Annotated in this window: 14 protein-coding genes; 8 read left to right on the plus strand and 6 right to left on the minus strand. The window is 62.7% G+C overall.

Annotated features, from left to right (window positions below):
* Nucleotides 1–26: 26 nt before the first annotated feature.
* From HALLA_RS05990 to pyrB, 4 genes are all read right to left on the minus strand, one after another.
* Nucleotides 27–860: a hypothetical protein gene (locus HALLA_RS05990; protein WP_049952532.1), complete on the minus strand. Its 834-nt coding sequence runs from the start codon at nucleotides 858–860 to the stop codon at nucleotides 27–29.
* Nucleotides 861–989: 129 nt separating this feature from the next.
* Complete coding sequence (locus tag HALLA_RS21595) at nucleotides 990–1,121, minus strand: hypothetical protein (RefSeq protein ID WP_277921476.1); 132 nt, start codon at nucleotides 1,119–1,121, stop codon at nucleotides 990–992.
* Between the two features lie 131 nt (nucleotides 1,122–1,252).
* Nucleotides 1,253–1,792, minus strand: coding sequence for an aspartate carbamoyltransferase regulatory subunit (pyrI, locus tag HALLA_RS05995; RefSeq protein WP_084568941.1), 540 nt, complete (start codon nucleotides 1,790–1,792; stop codon nucleotides 1,253–1,255).
* Nucleotides 1,785–2,702 carry an aspartate carbamoyltransferase gene (gene pyrB, locus HALLA_RS06000; RefSeq protein ID WP_049952533.1) on the minus strand — a complete coding sequence of 306 codons (918 nt, stop codon included), beginning with the start codon at nucleotides 2,700–2,702 and terminating at the stop codon, nucleotides 1,785–1,787. Before pyrB ends, pyrI begins: the two co-directional genes overlap by 8 nt.
* Nucleotides 2,703–2,800: 98 nt before the next feature.
* Between pyrB and HALLA_RS06005 the strand changes: the two genes are divergently transcribed.
* A complete protein-coding gene (locus tag HALLA_RS06005) occupies nucleotides 2,801–4,105 on the plus strand; it encodes a DUF7125 family protein (protein WP_049952534.1) in 1,305 nt (434 codons plus the stop codon).
* 64 nt (nucleotides 4,106–4,169) lie between these two features.
* On the opposite strand, the gene HALLA_RS06010 is transcribed toward HALLA_RS06005, so the two are convergent.
* Entirely contained in the window at nucleotides 4,170–5,144 is a 975-nt protein-coding gene (locus tag HALLA_RS06010; RefSeq protein WP_049952535.1) for an FKBP-type peptidyl-prolyl cis-trans isomerase, read from the minus strand.
* Between the two features lie 137 nt (nucleotides 5,145–5,281).
* Here HALLA_RS06010 and cyaB point away from each other — a divergent pair, with 137 nt between their 5' ends.
* The 7 genes from cyaB (at nucleotide 5,282) to HALLA_RS06045 (ending at nucleotide 12,907) form a co-directional block, all read left to right on the plus strand.
* Nucleotides 5,282–5,833, plus strand: a complete 552-nt coding sequence (cyaB, locus tag HALLA_RS06015) for a class IV adenylate cyclase (protein WP_049952536.1) — start codon at nucleotides 5,282–5,284, stop codon at nucleotides 5,831–5,833.
* 123 nt (nucleotides 5,834–5,956) lie between these two features.
* Nucleotides 5,957–7,162 (plus strand): methionine adenosyltransferase, encoded by a 1,206-nt coding sequence (locus HALLA_RS06020; RefSeq protein WP_049952537.1) that lies wholly within the window; start codon nucleotides 5,957–5,959, stop codon nucleotides 7,160–7,162.
* A gap of 116 nt (nucleotides 7,163–7,278) precedes the next feature.
* Entirely contained in the window at nucleotides 7,279–8,553 is a 1,275-nt protein-coding gene (locus HALLA_RS06025; RefSeq protein ID WP_049952538.1) for an MFS transporter, read from the plus strand.
* A 108-nt stretch (nucleotides 8,554–8,661) separates the two neighbouring features.
* Complete coding sequence (locus HALLA_RS06030; protein ID WP_049952539.1) at nucleotides 8,662–9,840, plus strand: tRNA sulfurtransferase; 1,179 nt, start codon at nucleotides 8,662–8,664, stop codon at nucleotides 9,838–9,840.
* 280 nt (nucleotides 9,841–10,120) lie between these two features.
* The gene (locus HALLA_RS06035; protein WP_049952540.1) at nucleotides 10,121–11,224 is read left to right on the plus strand and encodes a DUF354 domain-containing protein; all 1,104 of its coding nucleotides are present in this window, start codon (nucleotides 10,121–10,123) and stop codon (nucleotides 11,222–11,224) included.
* 115 nt (nucleotides 11,225–11,339) lie between these two features.
* Nucleotides 11,340–11,966, plus strand: a complete 627-nt coding sequence (locus HALLA_RS06040) for a DUF5804 family protein (protein WP_049952541.1) — start codon at nucleotides 11,340–11,342, stop codon at nucleotides 11,964–11,966.
* The gene (locus HALLA_RS06045; protein WP_084568942.1) at nucleotides 11,963–12,907 is read left to right on the plus strand and encodes an alpha/beta fold hydrolase; all 945 of its coding nucleotides are present in this window, start codon (nucleotides 11,963–11,965) and stop codon (nucleotides 12,905–12,907) included. The genes HALLA_RS06040 and HALLA_RS06045 overlap by 4 nt, the downstream gene beginning before the upstream one ends.
* Before the next feature lie 49 nt (nucleotides 12,908–12,956).
* Here the strand turns inward: HALLA_RS06045 and HALLA_RS06050 are convergent, their stop codons facing one another.
* Nucleotides 12,957–13,670, minus strand: coding sequence for a hypothetical protein (locus HALLA_RS06050; RefSeq protein ID WP_049952542.1), 714 nt, complete (start codon nucleotides 13,668–13,670; stop codon nucleotides 12,957–12,959).
* Nucleotides 13,671–13,721 lie beyond the last annotated feature (51 nt).

The following is a 13,721-nucleotide window of genomic DNA, read 5'->3' on the forward strand; positions in this document are numbered from 1 at the left end:
GAACGCTGGGGCTCCCGTAACTCATCCTACTCGTTCGGATTGCCGTGCGAGACGCCGGTTCGCTCATCCGCTTGCATTCGTCGCAGAGTTGCCCGGCCGTTGCTAGCTTCGTATCCGAACAGCACCGACTCCCCGTAAGCGTCGGCGACTTTCGTCGCGTTGACGAGATCCTCGATATCGATATCGATCGCGTACAACTCGATGCTAAAGGGCGTCTCGAGTGCGCTTTCGAACCCTTTCGCGATCGTCTCGAGCCAGTAGGTCGTCGAATAGGCCATGTCGTACAGTGGAACGACGAACTCGTCGACGAAGGGCTCGAGCGCTTCGAGGTCGATTCCCGCGCGTTCGTAGAGGTGGCCGGGATACGGATCGGGATACAGCGTCATGTAGACGCGGCCGGGGATCCGGTCTGCGGCCTCGGCGACGAACTCCGTGATGACGCTCGCGCGCCACTCGAGGCGGTCGTCGTACTCGCTCGCGGCGAAGTGATCCTGACAGGTGTCACAGTGACAGTACTCGCCTCTCGGGAAGCCGATATCGTCGAGTCGAACGTCATCGTTCGCCGCGACACAGTCGTCGATGATGTCGAACAGTCCGTCGCGGTACTCCTCGCGCGTCGGGCAGATGTAGGCCCAGTCGAAGTAGGGTTGCTCTCGAGTGGCGGCGTTTCCCTCCTCGTCGACCGGGACCAGCGACGGGTCAGCGTCGGCGGCAGCGTTGTCGCCGAAACACGAGACCATATTCACTCCGTTCGCGACGGGGGCTGCAGACCTGCCGGTCACGTCTTTGACTTCGTAGAAGGCGCGATCGAACTCCGGCCAGTTCAGTTCGTCTTCGTTACGCGTGACGACGCCATACATAGTCGGTCGTATGGCGCCCCACGAATAAGCGGTTCGGGTTTCTCGATAGAGGGGAGAAACGCTCAGTTAGCGTCCGTTCGAACGGTTCGCCCCCACCGCTCGTCTGATTCGTTCGGTTCGAGTGAACGTTTATTCCGTCTGTTCAGCCTGTTCTGTCGGTTCGAAATCGTATTCGACCTCCGAAGCGCCACGACCGGAAACGACCTTCCAGAGGACGGCGATTGCGAACAGGGCGACCAAGATTTTGAGTGTGCGCGACATACTCAGCTCGAACTACGGCCACAACGTACTTATGATTTCTGTTAGTTCACGGGCGCTGATCGATCGATAAAACTGTTTTACGCGGTCTCGAGAACGAGCTTGAAGACGGAGAAATGAGCCCGTTTCAGCGATCAGGTGTCGATCAGCGCCGGAATGTTTTCGCGGAAAATCGTCTCGCAGTACGAACAGCGGACCGCGTCCTCGAGGACGTCGAACTTCGAGGTGACCGGTTCGTCGCCGGTCGTGATACAGCCGGAGTTCGAACACGAGAGAACGCCCTCGACCGAGCTGGGGCGTTCGACGCGGGATTTCTCGACGACTTCGTACTCGCGAACGATGTTGATAGTCGCGTCCGGTGCGATGAGGGTGAGCACGTCGACTTCGTCCTGGCTCAACTCCCGGTCCTCGACCTTGATAATGTCTTTTCTGGCGAATCGGTCGGACGGGACGTTCATCCCGATAGAGATTTCCTCGCCCTCGCTGCCGTCGATTCCGAGCACGGCGAGGACGTTCAACGCCTGCCCGCTCCGAACGTGATCGATGACGGTTCCGTTGTGGATCTTGCTGACCCGCAGTTCGTGGTCGTGCGTGTGGACGTTTCCGTGGTCACCGGTCTCACTGGAGTCATTGGGGTCGCTGTGAGCGCCGTTTTCGTGTTCGTCGTTACTCATCTGAATCACCCAGGAGGAGATCGAGCAGCGCCATTCGAACGGGAACGCCGTTGTGGGCTTGCTCGAAGTAGGCCGCGTACTCCGTATCGTCGACTTCGGGCGCGATCTCGTCGACCCGCGGCAGCGGATGCATGATCGTCAGGTCGTCCGATGCACTCGAAAGCGAGTCGAGGCCGATCTGGTACTCGCCGGCGACTTTCTGGTACTCGTTTTCGTCCGGAAACCGTTCGCGTTGAATCCGCGTGACGTACAGGACGTCGAGCGACGGCAGGATCTCCTCGAGCCCGTCGTGTTCGCGAATGGAAGAGCCCTCCTGATGGAGGTCGTAAACGACCTCCCGTGGAAGCGCGAGGCTATCCGGACTGATGAAGTGTTGCTGTGCGTCGAACTTCGCGAGCGCGTACGCGAGCGAGTGGACCGTTCGACCGTACTTCAGGTCACCCATGATCCCGATCGTGAGATCCTCCAGACCCGCGTTCTCCCTGATCGTATACAGGTCGAGCATCGTCTGTGTCGGGTGGTGTCCCGCTCCGTCCCCCGCGTTTACCAGCGGCACGTCGACGAACTCGCTGGCCATCGTCGCCGCTCCTTGCTTCGGATGGCGCAACACCAGCCCGTCGGCGTACCCTTCGATAACCCGGATCGTATCCGCGAGGCTTTCTCCTTTCGTCACGCTCGAGGAGTCGATCGCGCCCATGTCGATGACGTCCCCGCCGAGGCGTTTCATCGCGGTCTCGAAACTGAGTTTCGTCCGCGTACTCGGTTCGAAAAAGAGCAACCCGAGGAGCGTATCGGCGTGTTTGCCGGCGACGGCCGATCGGTCAGCGTCGATCTCGGCTGCGTGATCGAGGACGATCTCGATGTCCGCGCGCGAAAGTTGTTTGCTCGTGATGAGGTGATCGTATCGCATCCGTTCGTGTACGCAGTTGCGTCCACCTTGAATCCCTCCATTTTTCGTTCGTCGATTCCGGCGAGAGTTCAAGTACGAAACCGACGCCACCATCACGTATGATCGCAATCGCTGGGGCGAAAGGCGGCGCTGGAAAGACGACGACGACACTCGCGCTCGCGCAGGCGCTCGGCCGCGCCGGGAATCGAACGATCGCAGTCGATGCGGACCGTCACCTCCCGAATCTCCACAGTCTCGCTGGTGTCGACCGTGACGCGACGGACAACCTACGGGAAGCGAACGACCCCATCACAGCGATCACACAGCCAGTTCCTGACCACTCGAACGTAAACGTCCTTCCGGCACCGATCCAGACCGGTTCCGCGCGAATGCAAGAGCGACTCCGAGCGCTTACCGCAGAATCGGCCGATATCGTCGTTGACTGTCCGTCCGGCGCGGGACCGGATCTCGCGGATCCGCTGTCGATTGCCGATGTCGCCCTCGTCGTGAGCACCGCGACGGACGAAAGTCTCACCGCTGCAGCCAAAACGGTCGCCGTCGCTCGTCGCCTCGAGACGCCCGTTGCGGGAACGGTCCTGACGATGACTGAGACGATCCCAGAGGAGTACGACCAGCGGATCGATGTGCCGGTTCTCGCGACGATCCCAGCGGCCGATCAGCCGCTTCGTTCGAGTCCGGTTCGCGATGCGTTCGATTCATTGGTCGAAACGCTCACGGCGGAGGGATACCTCTCTCGAACGACCACAGCCGTCGATCGAACAGCCGAACGACTCGAGACCGGTATCGATGCGCTTGACCGAACGCTCGGCGGCGGACTCGCTCCCGGATCCGTCGTCGCGTACAGAGCCGCTGCGGCGAGCCAATCCGAACTGCTGTTGTACGAACTTACATCGGCACGGAAAACGCTGTATCTCACAACTGAACGGTCCGAAGATGCGGTCTCTCGTGCCCTCGAGTCGACACCTGCGACTGTCGGCACGCCGACCGATCGAGGCGCTCCGACGGTTCGTGCGGTCGATCGAGAGACCCCGATCGAGGATGTCACACGTGCGCTGGCGGACATCCCGGACGAGTCGAATCTGATAATCGATACGATGGATGTCCTCGAGTCGGCGGAGAAGTCGGCGTACGTCGATTTCCTCGACGAACTGGGTGAACGGATGCTCGAGCGCGGAAGCGTCGCATACCTGCACTGTTTGAAGGGGCCAACAGAACCCGAGAACCGCACACGAACCGAACACGCTGCCGACGTCGTCTTCGACCTCGAAACCGATATTTCCAGCGCCGAACTCACACATCGTCTGTCGGTTCCGAAGCGTCGATGTGGTTGCCAGCCAGCGGAATCGATCACGCTCGACCTAACCGACGGCGTCAGTATCGATACGAGTCGGGATATCGCCTAGGTCGAGACGGGTAGCTCTCTACGATCGGAAAATTTGCGTCGAAAACGGTCGCTCGAGTCTGCCGTTACTCTTCGTCGACTGCGCCTTCGAGTTCGTCGACGATCTCGTCTGCGTCGACGTCGGCGTCCTCGAGTGCGTCCTCGATGTCCCCGCCGCCCATGCCGCCCATGCCACCGCCCATCATACCGGGCATGCCCATGCCGCCCATGCCGTCGATGGTTTCCTGGACGATGACGCGGTCGACGCCGATCTTGCTCATGACGTCTTGTGCGATCTGCTGTTTCGAGAACATCCACTGCTGGTTCATCGTCAGTTGTGGCGTCGCTTCGACGTAGAGGGTCTCTTTCTCGACCGTCTCGGTCTCGAACTCCGGTTCGGCGTCTTCATCGTCTTCTGCGTCCTCGTCGGGTTCGACGGGGACCTCTTCTTCGACTTCGTCGGTCTCGATCCAGAGTTCGAGTTTCTGGTCGAGGTACATCTCGATGAGGCCCTGGGCCTGCTGTTCGCGGTCGTCGACTTCCTCGAGAATTTCGTACTCGTACTCGACATCCTCGCCGGCGAGCGGGTGGTTGAAGTCGACGCGGGCGCGACCGCCGATGATCGTGCTGATGTAGCCGTGTTCGCCGTCGACGTGGACGTGCGCGCCAGGATAGCGGTCGTCCTCGTCGATCTTGTCGGCGCTTACAGTCTGGACATCGTCGGGATCGTATTCGCCGAAGGCCTCTTCGGCGGAGATCGTGACGCTTCCCTCGTCGCCGGCTTCGCCGCCGGTGATCTCTTCTTCGACGCCTTCGAAGATGTGGCCTTCACCGAGGACGATCGTTCGCGGCTCGAACTCGCGGTCCTGGTCGTCGACGCCTTCCTCCTCGGCGACCTCGGGGTCGGTCGTATCGACCAACTGTCCTTCATCGACGGTACGTGCGGTGTAGGCGATCTCGACGAAGTCTCCGTTCTGGAGCCCCTCGGCGGTCTCTTCTTCGCTTTCTTCGTCGACGTCATCGGCCTGCTCATCGAGCTCGGCCTCTTGATCCTCGGTCATACGTTGTACGTCCCCCTGTCTACATTTAAGGACGACGTTTTCGCGCCGACGGCTCGCTCGAGGAAACGATCGAGCGGAAGCGTCCGAAACCGGATCGAAGCGACCGATACTTACCCGCGCTCTCCATCGAGACGAGTATGTACGAGGTCGAAGTGAAAGTCCCCGCCGATCTCGAGCGCGTTCGCGAGCGACTCACCGAACTCGAGGCGACGGCGCTGGGGGCCGTCGTCCAGACGGATACCTACTACGACGCGCCACACCGGTCGTTCGCCGAAACCGACGAAGCGCTCCGGATTCGTCGAGAGAGACCCGTCGACGAACAGGATTCCGAAGCCGTCGTGACGTACAAAGGACCGCTGGTCGATGACGAGTCCAAGACGCGCGAGGAGATAGAAACGGGGATCGAGGACGGAGAGGCGTTCAACGCCGTGCTTCGAAACCTCGGGTTCGAAGCCGCCGCGACCGTCAGCAAGCGACGCGAACGGTTCGAACTCGAGTCCGACGAGGGCTACACGATCACCTGCGACGCCGTCGACGGCGTCGGCGAGTACGTCGAAGTCGAAACCGACGCCACCGACGAGGACCTCGAATCGGCACGCGAGGGCGCGTTCGAGGTGCTCGACCGACTCGACCTCGACGCGGCCGATACCGTTCGCACGTCGTACCTGGGGATGCTCCTCGAGGAGTAGCGTTCGCCAACGCCCGGGGTGTCCCGAACGCGGTATCGACCCGTGGTAAATTACCACGGGGCATATTATCGTCCGGAACTGTTTCCGCAAGTTATAGAACCACGCTCGAAGAAAGACTATCCAATGAGCGAGCGGAACATCAGGGTCGAACCGATCGACCGACGGGCAGTCGAGGATCAGGAAGTCGAAATCGTCGAGCGAAAGGGGATCGGGCACCCCGATTCGATCTGTGACGGCATCGCCGAGCACGTCGCCGGGGCGCTGGCGCGCGAATATCTCGAGCGCGTCGGCAAAGTCTTGCACTTCAACACCGACGAGACCCAACTCGTGGCCGGCGAAGCCGCGCCGGCGTTCGGCGGCGGCGAAGTCGTCGATCCGATTTACGTGCTCATCGTCGGTCGAGCCACCAAACGCTACGAGGGACAGACGATTCCGACCGAGACGATCGCGCTCAAAGCCGCGCGCGAGTATCTCGAGTCCGAGATTCCACAGCTCACCTACGGCGAGGACATCGTCGTCGACGTGAAACTGGGCGAAGGAAGCGGCGATCTGCAGGAGGTCTTCGGCGAGGACGAAGTGACCGTCCCGATGGCTAACGACACGAGTTTCGGCGTCGGTCACGCGCCGCTCTCGGAAACCGAACAGATCGTATACAACGCGGAGAGTCGACTCAACGGCGAGTTCGCCGACGACAACCCGTATCTCGGACCCGACGTGAAGATCATGGGCAAACGCGAGGGCGATCAGATCGACGTCACCGTCGCCGCGGCGATGATCGACGAGTACCTCCCGAACATGGACGCGTACATCGACGCCGTCGAATCGGTTCGCGAGTTCATCGAGGAGATCGCCACGGAGTATACCGACCGCGACGTGAACGTCTACGTCAACACCGCCGACGACTACGACGAGGGAGCGATCTACCTGACCGTGACGGGGACCTCCGCCGAGCAGGGCGACGACGGCTCCGTCGGTCGCGGTAACCGCGCCAACGGGCTCATCTCGCCGAACCGGTCGATGTCGATGGAAGCCACCAGCGGGAAGAATCCGGTCAATCACATCGGGAAGATCTACAACCTGCTGTCGACCGACATCGCAGAACGGGTCGTCGAGGACGTCGACGGTATTCGCGACCTGCGCGTGCGACTGCTCAGTCAGATCGGACGACCGATCGACCAACCCCACGTCGCGGACGTACACGTCGTCACCGAAGACGGCGTCGTCCTCTCCGACGTCGAAGAGGAAATCGAAGCCATCGTCGACGACGGACTCGCCAACGTCACCGACATCACTCGCCGCGTCATCGACGGCGAGCTATCGACGTTCTAAGGCCTCGAGCCCCCCTCTTTTCGAGCCGAATCCTGGACGCTCGCGAGCGTTCGGAATAATCATTAGCGTGTCTCGCGAACCTGTACTACGAACCGAAACACTGTGGTGTCCCAGTAGTGTCTGAGTCGGCTCCGAACGCTCGAGCGGTCGTGCTCGCCGTCGTCGCGAGCACCTTCTTCGTCGGATTCGGGGGCGGCGTGATCTTCCCAATCCTGCCGAACCTCGGCGAGGTGCTCGGCATCTCGGCGTTTATGGTCGGCGTGATTCTCTCTGCGAATCGGTGGACGCGGCTGTTCGCGAACGCGCCGGCGGGCATCCTCGTCGATCGGATCGGAACGCGAACGCCGTTCATCGCGGGACTGGCTATCGAAGGCGTCGCCACGTTCGGGTACGTCGTCGCTATCCTCGCCCCGGAGATCCCGTTCGTGCCCGACGTTCCCGAGTTCTGGTTCGTCCTCGCACGGGTCATGTGGGGGGTCGGAAGCGCGCTCGTGTTCGCGACGGCGTATACGATTACAGCAGATGTTAGCGAAACCGCTTCGCGCGGCACTAGCATGGGTATCGTCCGGGCCGGCATCACGTTCGGATTCCCGGCGGGGATGGTACTCGGCGGCCTCGTCAGCGAATTATACAGTAACGCGGCGGCGTTCGTCATGGCCGCAGCGTTCGCGGGATTGGCGAGCGTGATCGCCTATTTTATCGTCCCGGAAACGCACGTCGAATCCCCCGACAGATCGGTTTCGCCGTTGGACGTCGAGTTGACGCTCCCGGCGGTCACCGTCGGACTGGTCAATTTCGGCCTCTACTTCGCGTACGTCGGCGTGTTGTTCTCGACGCTCGTCGTCTACCTTGAGGCCGAGTCGCTGACCCTCTCCGTCGAACTCCTTGGGTACGCTATCGACTACGAGGAGCAGGGGACCTCCGGATTGTTGATGGCCGTCTCGGTCCTCTCCGGCGCGGTGTTCACGATTTCCGGGGGAGCCATCAGCGACAGAGTCGGAGCCCGCGTGCCCGTGCTCGTCTGTTTCTTGCTCACGAACTGTCTCGGGTTCGTCGTCCTGACGACGGCACCATCGTTCTGGTTCGTCGTCGTGGCCTGCGGCCTCATCGGTGCCGGCCAGGGCGGCGTCGGCGGACCGCTTACGGCGCTACTGGCCGATCTCACGCCAGAAGAGCGGATGGGGCGTGCGATGGCCACGAACAACGTCCTCGGCGACGTCGGCGGCGGACTCGGTCCGCTGATCGCGGTTCCGATCGCACAGTCGATCGGGTTCGACTTCATCTACACCCTCAGCGTCTTCATTCCGCTCTGTGGGGCCGTCGTTCTCGTCGCGGGAATCTATACGCACACGGGGAGTCTCAGCCCCACGGTCGACGAGTCGGCCGTCTAAGCCGCCGAACCGGCCGTCTAGGTACGTTCGTGCGAGGCGTCGTTCGAACGAACCAGCCGTCGAACTACCTCGTAACCCCCTTATAGCGAGCCCCATCTATCGAACGCTATGCACCCGCCGGGAGCCGACACCGTCCTCGTTCGCCACGGGGATCTGAACACCAAAAGTACGACCGTCAAGCGGTACATGCTTCGCATCCTCGTCGAGAACCTCGAGGCCGCGCTCGAGGACCGGTCGGTCTCCGGCGCGGTCGATCGGCGTTGGCATCGACCGTTGATCACAACCGACGAGGCCGACGTCGAAGCGGCCGTCGAGGCCGCTGCATCGACGTTCGGCGTCGTCTCCGCCAGCGCCGCTGTCACCCTCGAGCCCGATCGCGAGGCGATTTACGACGTGCTGGCCGAAACCGCGCGCCGACACTACACCGGCGGCTCGTTCGCCGTCGACGCCCGCCGCGCGGACAAACGACTCCCCTACACGAGCGAGGACGTCGCTCGAGAGGGCGGCACCGCCATCTGGGAGGCCGTCGAAGACGAGTTCGAACCGGAAGTCGACCTCGAGGATCCGGACCTCACGTTCGGCGTCGAAATCCGTGAGGAAGAGGCGTTCGTCTACCTCGATTCGGTTTCTGGACCGGGCGGACTCCCGCTTGGCTCTCAGGAGCCGATGGTCGCGCTGGTAAGCGGCGGCATCGACTCGCCCGTCGCCGCCTACGAGATCATGAAACGGGGTTCGCCGATCGTGCCGGTCTACGTCGATTTGGGCGAGTACGGCGGGATCGACCACGAGGCGCGGGCGATGGAAACCGTTCGCATACTCACCCAGTACGCGCCGAACTTCGACCTGCGCGTCTACCGAATTCCCGGCGGCGAGACGGTGGCGCACCTCGTCGAGGAGATGGAAACGGGACGGATGCTGTCCCTTCGCCGGTTTTTCTATCGGGTCGCCGAACAGATCGCCGAACGGACGGGCGCGAGCGCGATTGTGACCGGCGAAGCGATCGGGCAGAAATCGAGTCAAACCGCACAGAATCTCGGGGTCACCAGTCGCGTCACCGACCTGCCGATCCACCGCCCGCTGCTCACTCGAGACAAGCAGGATATCGTCGCGACGGCCCGCGAGATCGGAACCTACGCCGATTCGACCATCGACGCGGGCTGTAATCGGGTCGCGCCCGACCGAGCCGAAACCAACGCGCGACTCGAGCGACTTCTGGCGGTCGAACCGGATGGCCTGCTCGAGCGGGCGACGGCGGCGGCCAACGATGCGGATCTGATCGAACCGTGATCGAACCGGGTCGAACACGTAACCGATCTGTGGGAAACGCCATCCTTGGGCAGCAGTATTTCCGCCGCGGTAGCCAACTGACACGGCTGCGGTGCTATCGAGCCGCTTTTGACGACCACCATAGGTGACGGCTATCCGGGTGTATGTAACAGTTACCCGATTGTTCCGGGGCGCGTACGCACATATAGCGGCCCGCTAATGTGTGTATTGTTGACAGAACCGTGCACCGTCAGTTGTACCATTCTAATTACAAAGGGTCGATAGTGGGAACGTCGACCCGATGCGGGTTCTCATCTTCACGAATACGCCGGCACACGTCCACACGTACAGGAACGCTATCGATCGGCTCGTCGAACGAGGCCACGAGGTGCTCGTTCTGGCCCGCGAGTATGGATGCACAACCGACCTTCTGGATTTTTTTGGTATCACGTACAGAGTGTACGGCAGTCACGAAGCAACCGCATACTCCCGGCTCGAGTTCGCGAGCGAACTCACCGGACAGCTCGCAGCAATCGCACTCGAGGCCCGGCGCTTTCGGCCTGACGTGCTCTTCGGCCGCGGACCGTACGCCGCGTTTTCGGGGGTCGTTACCGCGGCTCCAACCGTCCTGATTCTCGACGATGAACCGGGGGACTTCAACCACACCGTCTCACGGCCCTTCGCCGACGCGATCATCACCCCGCACGTGACCCGTCGCGATCTCGGTTCGAATCATTACACCTTCGACGGGTTCAAAGAGTGTGCGTACCTCCACCCGGAGGTCTACGAGCCGATCCCCGACATTCGCGACCGACTCGGCGTCGCCGACGACGAGCAGTACGCGATCGCTCGGTTCAACGCCTTCGACGCGCTTCACGACGTCGGCGCGGTGGGCTTTTCGCTGTCCCAACGGCGAGACCTTCTCGAGTCGCTCGCCGAGGAGGCGACCGTCTTCGTCTCCGACGAGGCCGGGACGATGGATTTTCGAGACCTCCCGGCGCGCGAATACGATCTCCATCCGGCGTTGCTCCACGACGCGATCCGGGAGGCACACCTCCTCGTCGCGGACACGGGAACGATCGTCACCGAAGCGGGGCTGCTCGGAACGCCGGCGATCCGCTACGGCGGCACCGAAGACCGCGAATTCGGCGAATTCGCCGCACTCGAGGACGCGGGGCTAATCGAAGACTGCGACCGCTACGAGCGCGTCAAGGCCCGTTCCCTCGAGATCCTGCAGGACAAACGCATTCGTACTCGCCGTCGTGAACGCCGCGACGCCTACGTGAGCGGTTTGGTCAATCTGACGGACCTGATCGTCGACGTCGCAGAAGCCCGTGGGGATGTCGACCGCGTCGTCTCGAGGACTGGCGGGCGAGCCCAGGCGACGCGCGTGCCGAACCAGTAAGCGGGGTCACCCTCGCGATGAATGGCCCGTGACCGGACGATTTCTGGGAATCCTGTCTCTCGATCGGAACGCGGAGGCGAAACCCACATTACCGAGTCCCGCGCACAACTCAACAGTGACCCGCGTCTGTCTCATCGGGGAAGACGGTGTGAACCTCCAGTACGAACTGCTCTCTCGAGAGACGTCCAGGGAGGCGCTGGCGACGTACGATCTCGAGCGCCCGTTCGAGAACGCGCTCGCGGTTCGAACCGTCAGCGTCGGAGCCGCCGTGTCACTGCTCAACGATCTGCAGTGGTACCTCACGCGGTTCGTCGAGGAGTGTCTCGTTCGGGAGCCGAGCATCGACGACGAGGAGTGGCTCTCGCGGCGACTGGCCGAACAGCTCCGAAACGGCGAGGTCGAACCCGAAGGGACGGGTGAGTTTTGCAAAGTCTACGGCCTCGAGACGCCCGATACTGCCGAAACGGGAGACACAGCGCCAGGGTTGGACGCCGAGTCGACCGGCGACAAAGAGAGCAACATCGAGCCGGACCGCCCTGGATCGGCGGATCCCGAACTCGAGTCGAGCGACGAACCCCCCGAACAGCCGTCGGATCGTCGCGTCGCGACGGCGTTCGGCCCACAGAAGCTGGTCGAACCGCTGTACGTTCGACGGACCGACGGAGACCTTCCCGAATATGACCTCCGGGACGTCGAGGAAACGCTCGTCGTCCGACTCACCGAAGCGGAGTTCACCCAATGACGGGCGGCACCGGCGTCGTGACGATTCCGCCGAACGGGGCGGAAGGACGGTCGGAGACTCGTCTCAGCTACCGCCGCGCCGGAACCAGCGGCGACCCCGTCGTTTTGCTCCACGGCGGCGGCGTCGACGACGCGACGCTCTCGTGGAAACACACCATCGACGCCCTCGCCGACGACTATCGGGTCTACGCGCCCGACTGGCCGGGGTACGGCGACAGTGTCGCTACCGGTGGAAACAATGCTCCCGTCGGCGAGCAGACGATCGAGAGCTACGTCTCCGTCCTCGAGGGGTTTCTCGCCGAAACCGGCCTCGAGGACGAGCCGATCACCCTCGCCGGCATCTCGATGGGCGGTGGCGCCGCGCTCGGCTACGCACTCGAGCATCCGGAGACCGTCGCGGCGCTCGGACTCGTCGATAGTTACGGACTCGGACGCCGGATTCCGGGCGGCCAGTTCTTCAAGAGCGCGGCACACGTCCCCGGCGCGAACTCGTTCGGCTGGGCGACGATGAGCCTCTCGACGGAAACCGCTCGACTGGCGCTCGCGAACGTCGTCGCCGACGCAGGCCAACTCGAGCCCGAGTTCGTCGACGCGTTTCGCGCTCGAGCGAGCGAACCCGGTGCCGGAACCGCCTTCGAGGCGTTCCAACGCGCGGAGATAACCGCCGAGGGCGACGCCCGGACGGACTTTACGGACGACCTCGAGTCGCTGTCGGTGCCGACGCTGCTCGTTCACGGCGTCGACGATCCGCTCTTTCCCGTTCGCTGGTCGAAGCGAGCCCACGAACTGCTCCCCGATTCGCGGCTCGAACTCGTCGAGGACTGCGGCCACTGGGTTCCGCGCGAACGGCCTGAAGCGTTCGTCGAGCGCCTACGGGATTTTCTCGAGAACGGTACTGACGCCGAGAAAAGATCCGATGCCGAGAACGGCACCAGCGCCTGAGATCGGACACCGGGACGGAACTGCCCTCGAGACCGAGAGCGGAAACCGACTAGTCGGACCCGGTGTCGGTGCCCGAGTCGCCGTCGGAACCGCTCTCCCCCTCGGATCGATTCGTCGAGACGGACTTGGACACGCTCGCACTTGCGCTCCCGCTCGAGACGTTGGCTCCGCGTCCGTGTTCGGTCCCGTCGGCATCGACGATCGTAGCCGAAATCGAGGAGGGTTGTTCGGCGTCGACCGACGCGCGGACGAGCGCGCCGACCGCCGTGAGTTGTTGGGCGCACAGTTGATCCTCGCCACCCGTCTCGGTGACTTCGGCGCGAACGGTCACCGTCTCGTCCTCGAGGCCGACGGATTCGACCGCCATCTCGTAGCACGTGGTGTTCGCCCCGGCCTCGAGCGCGATCACGCCCGCCTCCTCGAAGTCCGTCTCGTCGACGAACTCGGAAACGGTGTCGGCGGCGATCGATCGATCCGAAACCCAGCGGTCCGCCTGGTCTTCGCTCGTCAACAGGTCGACCGTGGGATCTTCCGGCCGGTCGCCGTGCTGGAACGTGACCGTCGTCGACTCGAGCGGATCGTCGTTTTCGGTGGCATCGTCTCCGACGTCGTTATCGTCTGCATCGTCGTCGTCCGTGGCGTTTTCGCCGTCGCCCGCAGGACCCGGTGAGGTGGCTAGTCCTCCATCACCGAGACAGCCTGCAGTGAGCGTGACCAATCCTGCTGTGCCGGCGAGGAGGTGTCGTCGTGAGAGGCCTGACATACAGGTGATGGTACACCGGTCGGGAATATGTATCTCCGGCTAGCTAAAAGA

It is taken from the genome of Halostagnicola larsenii XH-48 (assembly GCF_000517625.1).
GTDB lineage: Archaea > Halobacteriota > Halobacteria > Halobacteriales > Natrialbaceae > Halostagnicola > Halostagnicola larsenii.